This is a genomic window from uncultured Mailhella sp. (assembly GCF_944324615.1).
Lineage (GTDB): Bacteria > Desulfobacterota > Desulfovibrionia > Desulfovibrionales > Desulfovibrionaceae > Mailhella.
In genome coordinates, this window is sequence record NZ_CALUWY010000004.1 from 1 (window position 1) to 11,823 (window position 11,823).

Sequence of the window (11,823 nt, forward strand, 5' to 3'; positions counted from 1 at the left end):
TTCTGCGGAACTTTTTTCGTACACCTTCATCAATCATTTGATAACATTTATTATTTTATAGAAAAAATTTTCGATTCCCTGTGCCTGAAAAGCCCTTTTCCAGCCCGAAAAGGCCCTCCTGCGGGCGGAACGCCCCTTTTCAGGCATGAAAAAACAGGGGGAAGGCCCGGCCTTCCCCCTGTTTATGATGCACGACGCAGGAACGTATTGTGCGGATGATATGCTTTCTTCCCGGAGACAGAGTCCCTTCACGGAACCGGTGTTACAGCTCCGGCCCCTTCACGGGCACACCTTATGCCGGAGCTTTTTCCCGGAAGAAGCGAATATTTCTGAAATATACGTCCCCTGCCCGTGAGGCTTACGGATGATTGTGGAACTTGTCGGCCACGGCCTCGGAACCGCTGTGGCAGGGAGTGCAGTCCATATTGCCCTTCTGGATGTCGGACATCTTGCCCTTGCCGTGGCAGGTGGTGCAGCCGGTCACGGATTCCTGCTTGCCGAGAGCGCCCTTCCAGTCCTTGCCGGCCTCGATCTTGGCGTTGAGGATTTCAATGGCCTTGCGGCTCACGTCGGCGGTGATGCGGCCGCAGCGTTCACTGCGTTCGGTGCTGTTGGCAGCAAGCTTGGTGGCATAGGACCAGCGGGACACGGAAACATGGCAGAGTACGGAATGGGCCACGCTGGTGGGCAGGTCACCCTTCACGCCCTGGGCCGCATCGCCGGGATTGTAGACGGGGAAGGCCGTCTTTTCATACCAGCGGAACAGTTCGTTCACCATGGGCGTGGCTTCGCTACGCGGATAGAACACCGCAAAGGCCATGGCCGCACCGGCCAGAGCGCCGCAGATAGTGCCCCAGTCGGACATGCCGCCCTTGAAGCCTTCCATCATGGTAAAGGGGAAGCAGTTGTACGGAGCACCGTATTTTTCGGCCATGGTGCCGATGATGCTGTAGAACACGCCGTAGCCGCAGCCGTAGCCCTTGTACCAGTACCCCTTGTATGCCACGGCGCTGGCGGCCGCGATGTCGTCGATCTTCTTCGGGGTCCAGCCGAATTCCCCACCCATCTGACCGAAATGCCCGTCCTTGCCGGCGGACATGGCCGGGGCGGCAGGCGCCGCGATAACATTGCCAGACATGGCGGCCAGGGAACCGCCGACAACCAGACCGCCCATGGCGCCCAGCATGGCTCTTCTGCTGTAATCCATACTATTCTCCGAGGTAGAAAATGACTTACACATACCTTCCCTGTCTGGGGAAAGATACACGCTCGTACTATGTGATTAATGGAACATTATGTCAATAACAGACACCGACACAGACGCAATGTTGAAGCATCCCGCAGGATAAAACCGTCATGTCTCATCCTGTGCCTGCCCGGCGTCTTCCGCGCTCATGCGCCTGACCGTCAGTTCCCCTTCTCCCATGCGGCAAAGGGATTCTGCACGCAGTACTTGCCGCCGCTCGCCTCCACGCCGCAGCCGGTGATGAAACTTGCCGCATCGGAGGCAAGGAACACCACAAGGCGTGCGATTTCCTCCGTACGGCCGTACCTGTTCTGCACGGCCTGCCGCTTCACCGCACCGTCGTCGTACTCTCCGATGACGGCTGCGTTGATGCCGGTGAGCACGAAGCCCGGCATATAGGCCACCACGCGGATATGGTCGGGAGCAAGTTCTGCAGCCATGACCCTGGTCATCTGGCTTACGGCCGCCTTGGTCACGCCGTACGCGCCCCTTCCCCCCGTGGGCATGATGGAGGCATAGGAGGAAGCGTTGACGATGACGCCGCCGCCTGCCTTTCTCAAATAGGGAATGGCGGCGCGCGAACCGTAAAGCACACCGTCCACGTTCACGGCAAAGGTTTCCCGCCACATATCAAGGGGCATGTCTTCCAGATTCCCCTTGGGATAGATGCCCGCATTGTTCACCCATACGTCGATGCCGCCGAAATGCTCCGCCGCAGCCCGGGCCAGGGCCTCCATATCCTCGGGAGACGATACGTCCGCGCGCACGGCAAGCACGGGCCTGCCCTCATATTCCTTGCGGAACTCTTCCAGCCTGCCCTCGGAACGGCCGCACACCACCACGCGGCTGCCTTCTTCCAGAAAAGCGTCCACACAGGATCTGCCTATGCCCGCAGTACCCCCTGTAACGACCACGACCTTGTCACGAAGTCCCAGATCCATCACCGTTCTCCTTTTTTGTCCCTCAAGGCGCCCTTTGCGGAAAAATCCCTTCTGCAGGAGTCTTCTGCCGGGCGGAAACGTTTTCCCGCCGGATTCTCCGCCTCCGCGCTCCGGAACAGGTCTAACGCAAGGCAAAATTAATGACGAAGCACACCGAGACCACCCACATGATGAGGTTCACTTCCCTGGCCCGTCCGGTAAAAAGCCTGAGCACCACATAGCTGATGAAGCCCATGCCGAAGCCTGTGGCAATGCTGCTCGTGAGAGGCATGGTGATGATGGTAAGGAAGGCGGGCAGAGCATCGGCCATGTTGCTGAAGTCGATGTTGCGCGTTTCCTGCACCATGAGCGCACCCACCACAATAAGCGCGGGAGCCGTGGCATAGCTCTGAACAATGCCCACCAGGGGAGCGAAGATAAGGCTGATGAGGAAAAGAACGCCCACGGTGACGGAGGTCAGGCCGGTGCGGCCACCTTCGGCCATGCCGGTGGAGCTTTCCAGATAGCTCGTCACGGCAGGAGTGCCCAGCAGGCCGGAGAGCATGGTGCCGCAGGAATCCACCACCAGCGCCCTGTTCAGCCCTTCGATGCTTCCGTCCGCCTTCATCAGTCCCGCCTTGCGGGAAAGACCGATGATGGTTCCCATGGTGTCGAAAAGATCCACCATGGTCATGGTGAAGAGCACGGAGAAAAGGCCGTACTTCAGCGCGGCGACGATATCGAGCTGCAGGAAGGTGGGCATGAAGCTCGGCACATCCAGGCTCATGACGCCGCCTATGCCGTGAGGCACAGGCCCCACTCCGGTGATCATGCCCGCCACGGAGGTGATCACGATGCCCAGCAGAATGGCACCGCGCACGTTGAGGATCATGAAAACCGTGGTGATCAGCAGGCCGAAGAGGGAAAGAAGCGTGGTGGGCCTGCCGAGATGCCCCATGCCCACAAAGGTGGCCTGATCCGGCACCACGACGCCCGCGCTCTTGAGCCCGATGAAGGCAATGAACATGCCTATGCCCACGGAGGTGGCCAGCTTGAGGTTGAGCGGCACGGCGCGGATGATCTGTTCGCGCAGCCTTGTCACGGAAAGCAGAAAGAACACCACGCCGGAAATGAACACGGCGCCCAGGGCCGTCTGCCACGGCAGCCCCATGCCCAGCACCACGGTATAGGCAAAGAAGGCGTTGATGCCCATGCCCGGGGCAAGCGCTATGGGGAGATTTGCCCAGAGTCCCATGAAAAGCGTGGTCAGGGCGGCCCCCCAGATGGTGGCTGCAACGGCCGCCTCGCGGTCCATGCCCACATCCGCAAGCATGGAAGGGTTGACAAATATGATATAGGCCATGGACACGAACGTGGTCACGCCCGCCATAAGCTCCACTTTGACGCTGCTGCCGTGCTCTTTCAGTCTGAACACCCTGTCGAGAACATTTCCTTCCACGCTTTCCCCCGTACTCCGTCGTCATGTTGCTTTCCGCGCATCTCCCCTGCATCAGGACGGCTTAAAAACACAGAACGGCTTTTCCCGCGAAAGGAAAAGTCCTCTTTTTCTCTGTACTCCGCCATGTGTCTGTCGTCCGGTGCGGAACCGGACGGAGGGACAGATACGCCTTTCTCCCTTTCCATGCAGAAGGGCTGTGCCGCACGGCATGGAAAGGGCAGGTTTCTTCTTGCGCAGAAAAATAGCATGAACTTTTCCGTAAACCAATGTTAAAATTACCACCTCGGCCGGGGAAATTTCTCCCGCGCCCTGCAGGATACAGCGAAAAAAAATATTTCTCCGAGGTACGGCCCGAAAGGAACATACGGACTGTACACACGAAGCCTTTCCCATGTACCATGCGTGCACCTGCGGGAGAGCCGGACGCTCCGGCCCCGCCCGGAAAGTTCAACAACAGGAAACACACAGGAGTTGCTCCGTGAACAGTGCCTTTTCCCCTGATAAGGAATATCTCAAATGGTTTGCCGCGCTGAGCGCCATTCCCCATGAATCCGGGAACGAGCGTGCGCTCGGCGAGTTTCTCGTTGCCTTTGCAAAGGAACGCGGCCTCTTCGTCATGAAGGACGCCACCGGCAACGTGCACATGAAAAAGCCCGGCACCGCCGGCATGGAACAGGCCCCGGCCGTCATTCTGCAGGGGCACATGGACATGGTCTGCGTCAAGGATGAAGGGCTGGACTTCGACTTTGCCAGAGATCCCCTGAAACTCATGACCGACGGAGAGAACCTGTTTGCCCAGGGCACCACCCTCGGCGCAGACAACGGCGTTGCCGTTGCCTATATTCTGGCCGTGTTCGACGCCGACCATATCCCGCATCCTCCGCTGGAAGCCGTGATCACCGTGGATGAGGAAGTGGGCATGGGCGGAGCAACGGCCTTCGACGTTTCCCCGCTCAACGCCTCCCTGTTCATCAACATGGATTCGGAAGAGGAAGGCATCTTCTGCGTGAGCTGCGCCGGAGGCAGAAGAAGCAGACTGAGCATTCCCGTGGAATTCGAGGATGCCTCGGCGCTTTCCCCCGCACAGGGCTGGGCACTCCGGCGCATCACCCTCGGCGGACTTGCCGGCGGACATTCCGGGCTGGAAATCATCCGTGAGCGCGGCAACAGCAACAGACTGCTGGCCAGAATGCTGGACGGACTGAAAAAAACCTTCCCCTGCCGTCTTGTCTCCCTTCAGGGGGGAACGGCGGCAAACGCCATTCCCAAGGAAAGCTCGGCCGTGCTGTTCATTCAGGCGGAGGATGAGGCTGTTCTGAAGGAAGTGAAGCGCTGGGAAGCCCTGTTCCGCCACGAACTGCGCGGTTCCGACGGCGCAGGCCTGTTCATCACTCTGGACAGGGCCGACGGCGAAGAACGCGTGTTCTCCCCGGAAAGCGAAAAGCGCGTTCTTTCGGCAGCGCTGCTCGTGCCCGACGGCATAGCCTCCATGGACAAGAACATCACCTCCCAGAATCTTGTGGAAAGCTCCAACAACTTCGCCATGATCTGCATGGAAGAAGGTCGCGTCGTCTTCCAGTGCCAGACCAGAAGTTCCGTTGCCAGCAGAAAGGATGAACTCTGCCGCAGGATCGAAATTCTCGGCGACATGGTGGGGGGCAGCGTCGAACATTCGGGAGATTACCCCGCATGGGAATACAACCCCGATTCCCGTCTTCAGAGCATCTTCACAACGTCCTATGAAACGCTGTTCGGAAAGAAGGCGCGCGTGGAAGGCATTCATGCCGGCCTGGAATGCGGACTCTTTGCCGACAAGTTCCGGAAGCTCGGCCGCAGGGTGGACTTCATTTCCTTCGGGCCGACGGTGACCGGAGCGCATTCCACCAGGGAGAGGCTCCACCTCGCCTCTGCGGAAAACGCCTGGAAGCTCCTTCTGGACGTGCTGCAGCGCATAGGTGAGACAAAATAACGTTCATGAAAAAGCCGCGCTTCAGGCGCGGCTTTTTCTCTGCCCCCTTCCGCGCTCTGCGGAACAATGACGCGGAAGGGGCTTTTCTCCCGCGGAATGTATCCCCGGCGCTCTCCCCGCTCCGGCGGCCTGCGCCATGTTCCGCCTTCTGCGCCGCATACGAAAAAAGCATACGGCCATAAAAAAGCGGATGCCCGCCCCGGAGGGAGAGCATCCGCAAAAAACATTCATGCAGGCGCTTCAGGAGAAGAATTTCTGCACATAGCCCTGCACGAACACGAGCGCCACCACCAGGGGCAGAATCCAGGTGAGGTAGAAGCGCAGAGCACGGGGGAACTTCACGCCGCGCCCCGCATCGGTTTCCGCAATGAACCTGTCCCAGCCCCAGCCGAACTTATGGCAGCAGAACAGCATGAAGGTGATGGCGCCTATGGACAGAAGGTTGTTGCTGAGAATGAAATCCTCCAGATCCATGAGCGTACTGCCCTCTCCCAGAGGCTGCACGAAGGAAAGTTCGTTGAAGCCGAGCACGCAGGGCAGGGTAAGCAGGGTAAGCGCAACGCCGTTGACGATGGTGGACTTTCTGCGCGACCACTTCCACACGTCCATGCTGTAGGAAATGATGTTCTCGATCACGGTGATCACCGTGGTGAGCGCGGCTGCGCTCATGAACACGAAGAAGAGCGTCCCCCAGAAACGGCCGCCGGACATGGAGTTGAACACGTTGGGCAGGGTGATGAAGATGAGCCCGGGTCCGGAATCCGGTTCCACGCCGAAGGCGAAGCAGGCCGGGAAAATAATGAAGCCCGACATCATGGCCACAAAGGTATCCAGCCCCACGATCCACAGCGATTCCTGGGTGATGGTGTATTCACGCCCGAGGTAGCTGCCGAAAATGCACATGGAGCCTATGCCGAGGCCCAGGGTGAAGAAGGCCTGATTCATGGCGTCGTTCAGAAGGCTCCATATGCCCGCGTTCACCGCGCGTTCCCAGTCGGGAGCAAGGTAGAAGGCAAGGCCGTCCAGAGCGCCCGGCAGGGTGACGGCGCGCAGGGCAAGGCCCAGCATGATGACGAGAAGGCCGGTCATCATGATCTTGACCACGCGCTCTATGCCCCGGCGAAGGCCGAAGCTGCACACCAGAAAGCAGAGAATGGAAGTGAGAAAGGCCCAGAAGGTCATGCCCGCCGGGTCGGCCAGCATGGACGTAAAGGCGGCGGGCATCTGATCGGGGGGAAGATCAAGCGCGCCTGCGGCCGTTCTCCACACATAAAAGAGCATCCAGCCCGCCACGGGGATATAGAACATCATGAGCAGGTAACTGCCCACCATGCTGATCCAGCCCATGCGGTGCCAGGATGAGCCCGCAGGTTCCAGCACCCTCAGGGCGTTGCCGAGGTTCTGCTGCGAGGCGCGGCCCACGGAAAATTCCATGATGAGCAGAGGCAGCGCCAGCATGAACAGAAAGAACAGGTAGGCGGCCACAAAAACGGCCCCGCCGTACTTCCCCGTGATGTAGGGAAAACGCCACACATTGCCGAGCCCGATGGCGCATCCGGCGGAAACAAACAGAAAGCCGATGCGGCTGGCCATCTTTTCTCGTTGCATGATTCACTCCAGAAAAGGAAGCACGCCCGGGGCGCCTTTATACGGCGCCCTCCGGGGCATGAAAAACGCCGCATGCGCCGGAGGCGGCAGGCGGCGGAAAGGGCCTGCCCCGAAGGGAGCAGGCCCGCAGTCATCAGAAGAACTTCTGGATATAGCCTTCCACGAAGATGAACAGAAGCACCACGGGAAGAATCCAGGTCAGATAGAAGCGGAGGAACCTGGGGAACTTCATGCCCTCGCCGGCATCGGCTTCGGCAATGAACTTGTTCCAGCCCCAGCCGTAGCGCTGGCAGCAGAACAGGCAGAAAATGAGCGAGCCGATGGGCAGAAGGTTGTTGCTGATGATGAAGTCTTCAAGATCCATGATGGTGGAACCTGCGCCCAGAGGCTGTACTTCCGACCACACATTGAAGCCCAGGATGCAGGGAAGGGTGCAGAGGGTGAGCACCACGCAATTCACCTTCACGGCCTTCTTGCGCGTCCATTCATAGGTATCCATGAAATGGGAGATGATGTTCTCCAGCACGGCGATGACGGTGGTGAGCGCGGCCGCGCTCATGAACACGAAGAACAGGAAGCCCCAGAAGCGGCCCAGGGCCATGTTGTTGAAGATGTTGGGCAGCGTGATGAAGATGAGCCCGGGTCCGGAATCCGGTTCCACGCCGAAGGCGAAGCAGGCCGGGAAGATGATGAGGCCGGACATGAAGGCCACAAAGGTATCCAGGGAAACGATGAACACCGATTCCTTGGTCAGGGTGTTGTCCTTGTTGAGATAGCTGCCGAAAATGCACATGGCGCCGATGCCGATGCTCAGGGTGAAGAAGGCCTGGTTCATGGCGTCGTTGATGAGGGACATGATGCCCGCGTCCATGGCGCGCTGCAGATCGGGCACCAGGTAGAAGGCCACGCCCTCAAGGCTGCCGGGCAGCGTGATGGAGTGTATGGCAAGGCCGATGACGATGAGCAGAAGCCCGGCCATCATGATCTTGACCACGCGTTCCACACCCTTCTGAAGGCCCATGGCGCAGACGCCGAAACAGCCGAGTGAGGCAACCAGCGTCCAGAAAAGCATGGTACCGGGGCTGGAAAGCAGCCCGGTGAACACGCCGGGTACCTGATCCACGGGCAGGGCAAGGCCGCCCGTGATGGTGGCCCAGCAGTAATACATCATCCATCCTGCCACGGGGATGTAGAACATCATGAGCGCATAGGAGCCTATGATGCTGAAGCAGCCGAAATAACGCCACTTCGATCCGGGAGTGAGTTCCTGGAAGGCCCGGGACATGTTGCGCCTTGAGGCGCGTCCCACGGAAAATTCCATGATGAGAATGGGCAGCCCCATGCCGAGAAGAAACACAAGGTAGGCGACAAGAAAGACCGCGCCCCCATATTTACCTGTAATAAAAGGAAAACGCCATACATTACCGAGCCCTATGGCGCAACCGGCGGAAAGGAACAGAAATCCCAGCCGGCTGGCGAGCTGTTCGCGTTGAGCCATACCTTGTTTCTCCTTGGCGGGAATATTTTTTTTCGTATATGCCGAAACCTTGCGGGACGGCAACCTGAAATCCCCTCTGTCAGTCCGCCGTCCCTGCAAGGGAAGGGTCTCGCCCTTCCGCATCATTTATTAAAAGAACTTCTGAATATAGCCCTGGGCAAAGATGAACAGGAAGATCACCGGCAGTATCCAGGTAAGGTAGAAGCGCAGGAACTTCGGAAACTTCATTCCCCTGCCCTCGTCGGCCTCGGCCACGAAGTTGTCCCAGCCCCAGCCGTAGCGGTGGCAGCAGAACAGCATGAACAGGAAGGAACCGAGAGGCAGAATATTGTTGCTGATGATGAAGTCCTCAAGATCCAGCACGCTGCTTCCCTTGCCGAAGGGCTCGAAACCGGACCACACATTGAAGCCCAGAATGCAGGGAAGCGTAAGGATGGTGAGCACGACGAAGTTGATGATGGTGGCCTTTCTGCGCGACCAGCCGTAACCGTCCATGAAAAAGGCGATGATGTTTTCCAGCACGGCAATGACGGTGGTGAGCGCAGCCGCGCTCATGAACACGAAGAACAGGAAGCCCCAGAAGCGGCCCCACGCCATGTTGTTGAAGATGTTGGGCAGGGTGACGAAGATGAGCCCGGGGCCTGCGTCGGGCGTGACGTTGAAGGCGAAGCAGGCCGGAAAGATGATGAGACCCGCGGTAAGGGCCACAAAGGTATCCAGCGCGACGATGATGACGGATTCCTGCGTCAGCGAACGATCCTTCTTCAGGTAGCTGCCGAAAATGCACATGCTGCCCATGCCCACGCTCAGGGTGAAGAAGGCCTGGTTCATGGCGTCGTTGACAAGGGCCATGAAGCCCGATTCCACGGCGCGGCCGAAATCCGGCCTGAGGTAGAATTCCATGCCCCGGCCGCCGCCTTCAAGGAAGCAGGAATGGATGGCCAGCCCCACCATGATGAACAGAAGGCCCAGCATCATGAGCTTGACCACACGTTCCACGCCCTTCTGCAGGCCCTGACCGCAGATGGCGAAGCAGGAGGCGGAAACCACCACCGTCCAGAACAGCATGGTCCACGGGCTGCCCAGCATGCCGCTGAACACGGCGGGCACCTGCTCCGTGGGAACCTCCAGAGTGCCGTTCAGCATGAACCAGCAGTAACAGAGCATCCACCCTGCGATGGGAATATAGAACATCATGAGAAGATAGTTGCCGATGGGGCTCATGATGCCGAACTTATGCCACCATGTCCCCTTCGGTTCCAGCTTTTCCAAGGCATGGGCCATGTTGCGCTTCGACGCGCGGCCCACGGAAAATTCCATGATGAGCACGGGAAGCCCCACAAAAAGCAGGAAAAGAAGATAGACTACAAGAAATACGGCACCGCCGTACTTGCCGGTAATGTATGGGAAACGCCACACGTTGCCGAGACCGATGGCACAGCCGGCGGAAAGAAGCACAAAGCCCAGACGGCTGGCGAGCTGTTCTCTTTGAAGCATAATCCATTCTCCTGCAAATGATTTCTTTAGGTATAGGCAAAAAAAGCCGGAAACGGCAACAACAAAAGTCTCTCTCCGGCCTGTTGAACGCCGCTTGCGCCGAAGGAAAGGCTGTACTACACCTTTTGAGCGCACACCTTTTCCCGCAGGGCACAACATGGACGAACGACACAACAAACGCTGGACGCGCTGGGCGAACCGGAGCCTGCTTGCGCTGGAGGGAACGCTCACGGGCGTTGCCTGCGCCTTTGTCATCTGCCTTTTCCGTCTTTCCCGCGACAGCGCCGCCCCCGTCATTGCAACGTGGCTTTCCTCATGGAAGGAACACTGGTACACGGCCCCGCTCTGGCTCTTCGTTCTCGTGGCGGCGGCGCGCTTTCTGGGCTGGCTGGTGGGCAGGGTTCCGCTCATTTCCGGCAGCGGCATCCCGCAGACGGAACTCATCGTACGGGGCAGACTCCACATTTCGCGCAGGGAATGGCTCAGGATCCTGCCTGCGAAATTCGCAGGCTGCCTCATCTCCACGCTGGGCGGCCTGTCTCTCGGCAGGGAAGGCCCCTGCATACAGATGGGCGCGGCCACGGCCGCACTTCTCACGGGACTCTGGGACCGGTTCTGGTTTTCCGGCCACATCCACATCGCCGCCGGTGCGGCGGCGGGCATGACGGCGGCCTTCGGTTCCCCCGTGGCCGGTCTGCTTTTCGTCTTTGAGGAAATGAAAAGCCGCTTCACCTGGGGCGGCTTCATCGCGGTGGGCTTTGCCGTCGCCTCCGCCGAAGTGATCACCCGCTTCGTGTTCGGCTTCGGCCTTGTCTTCCCCTTCAGCCATGTTCAGGCGCCCTCTCTTGCGGAATGCTGGCTGCTGCCCGTCATGGGCGTGGCCATGGGTGCGGCGGGCGTTTTCTACAACAAGGCCCTGCTCGGCACCAAGAACTTCGAGGCCGCGCATACGCCCCTGTCCCAGAACTGGCGCATCCTGCCCCCCATGCTGGTTGCCTTCGTGCTGGCCCTCACCTGCCCGGCCGTACTCGGCGGAGGAGAAGACCTTGCCGGAAGCCTCATCCGTTTCGCCGCCGATCCTTCTGCCGTACTTCTCTCCCTGCTGCTTCTCGCCGCTCTGAAAATCGCCTTTTCCCTGCTGAGCTATACCGGCAACGTGCCCGGCGGCATTCTCATGCCCATGCTCTGCATAGGCGCCCTTCTCGGCGCTCTGTGCGGGCAGGCCGCTCTCGGTGCGGGCCTTGTGGACGAAACGTCGTGGCAGAGCTTCATCATCTACGGCATGGCGGGCTTCTTCGTTTCCATGGTGCGCGTTCCTCTGACGGGTATTGCCCTGGTCACGGAAATGTCCGGCGCGCTCTGCTGCCTGCCCGGCGCCTTCGTGGTGGCCTTCATCGCCTCATGGACGGCGGATGCGCTCCGCTGCCCGCCGGTGTACGATTCCCTGCGCGCCGCCATCGTGGTTTCCAGAAAGAAATAAGAAAAAAAGACAGCGTAAGGGGAAAACTTTAAAAAAGGCTTTCCCCTCCTCTCCCGCTTTCTTAGCCATTTCCCTGCCGACAGCAGGCAGACAAGACAGAAAAAGACCCCTCCCCTGTCGGTCCTCCCGGAATCCGGCATGGAAGG

General features: G+C 59.3%; 8 protein-coding genes. 2 read left to right on the plus strand and 6 right to left on the minus strand.

The features are described 5' to 3' along the window. Positions 1–358 precede the first annotated feature (358 nt). The 3 genes from Q0K07_RS01715 to Q0K07_RS01725 all read right to left on the minus strand — a co-directional run bounded on the left by Q0K07_RS01715 (position 359) and on the right by Q0K07_RS01725 (position 3,625). Positions 359–1,207: a C-GCAxxG-C-C family protein gene (locus tag Q0K07_RS01715; RefSeq protein WP_294555573.1), complete on the minus strand. Its 849-nt coding sequence runs from the start codon at positions 1,205–1,207 to the stop codon at positions 359–361. Between the two features lie 200 nt (positions 1,208–1,407). Beyond that, on the minus strand, positions 1,408–2,187 hold the full coding sequence (locus Q0K07_RS01720; protein ID WP_294555575.1) for an SDR family NAD(P)-dependent oxidoreductase: 780 nt from the start codon (positions 2,185–2,187) through the stop codon (positions 1,408–1,410). Positions 2,188–2,308: 121 nt separating this feature from the next. Continuing rightward, entirely contained in the window at positions 2,309–3,625 is a 1,317-nt protein-coding gene (locus Q0K07_RS01725) for an NCS2 family permease (protein WP_367178861.1), read from the minus strand. A 478-nt stretch (positions 3,626–4,103) separates the two neighbouring features. On the opposite strand from Q0K07_RS01725, the gene Q0K07_RS01730 reads away from it, so the two are divergent. Further along, on the plus strand, positions 4,104–5,594 hold the full coding sequence (locus Q0K07_RS01730; RefSeq protein ID WP_294555577.1) for an aminoacyl-histidine dipeptidase: 1,491 nt from the start codon (positions 4,104–4,106) through the stop codon (positions 5,592–5,594). Between the two features lie 240 nt (positions 5,595–5,834). Here Q0K07_RS01730 and Q0K07_RS01735 read toward each other — a convergent pair whose 3' ends face one another. The 3 genes from Q0K07_RS01735 to Q0K07_RS01745 all read right to left on the minus strand — a co-directional run bounded on the left by Q0K07_RS01735 (position 5,835) and on the right by Q0K07_RS01745 (position 10,197). Beyond that, positions 5,835–7,202 (minus strand): sodium-dependent transporter, encoded by a 1,368-nt coding sequence (locus Q0K07_RS01735; RefSeq protein ID WP_294555579.1) that lies wholly within the window; start codon positions 7,200–7,202, stop codon positions 5,835–5,837. 133 nt (positions 7,203–7,335) lie between these two features. Next, the gene (locus tag Q0K07_RS01740) at positions 7,336–8,700 is read right to left on the minus strand and encodes a sodium-dependent transporter (protein WP_294555581.1); all 1,365 of its coding nucleotides are present in this window, start codon (positions 8,698–8,700) and stop codon (positions 7,336–7,338) included. A 129-nt stretch (positions 8,701–8,829) separates the two neighbouring features. Next, positions 8,830–10,197: a sodium-dependent transporter gene (locus Q0K07_RS01745; RefSeq protein WP_294555583.1), complete on the minus strand. Its 1,368-nt coding sequence runs from the start codon at positions 10,195–10,197 to the stop codon at positions 8,830–8,832. 157 nt (positions 10,198–10,354) lie between these two features. Here Q0K07_RS01745 and Q0K07_RS01750 point away from each other — a divergent pair, with 157 nt between their 5' ends. After that, positions 10,355–11,677: a chloride channel protein gene (locus Q0K07_RS01750; protein WP_294555585.1), complete on the plus strand. Its 1,323-nt coding sequence runs from the start codon at positions 10,355–10,357 to the stop codon at positions 11,675–11,677. Positions 11,678–11,823: the final 146 nt, after the last annotated feature.

Coding starts and splice junctions, on each gene's coding strand:
- Q0K07_RS01715 (WP_294555573.1), bottom strand. CDS start 1,207: ATGGATTACAGCAGAAGAGCCATGCTGGGCGCCATGGGCGGTCTGGTT.
- Q0K07_RS01720 (WP_294555575.1), bottom strand. CDS start 2,187: ATGGATCTGGGACTTCGTGACAAGGTCGTGGTCGTTACAGGGGGTACT.
- Q0K07_RS01735 (WP_294555579.1), bottom strand. CDS start 7,202: ATGCAACGAGAAAAGATGGCCAGCCGCATCGGCTTTCTGTTTGTTTCC.
- Q0K07_RS01740 (WP_294555581.1), bottom strand. CDS start 8,700: ATGGCTCAACGCGAACAGCTCGCCAGCCGGCTGGGATTTCTGTTCCTT.
- Q0K07_RS01745 (WP_294555583.1), bottom strand. CDS start 10,197: ATGCTTCAAAGAGAACAGCTCGCCAGCCGTCTGGGCTTTGTGCTTCTT.
- Q0K07_RS01750 (WP_294555585.1), top strand. CDS start 10,355: ATGGACGAACGACACAACAAACGCTGGACGCGCTGGGCGAACCGGAGC.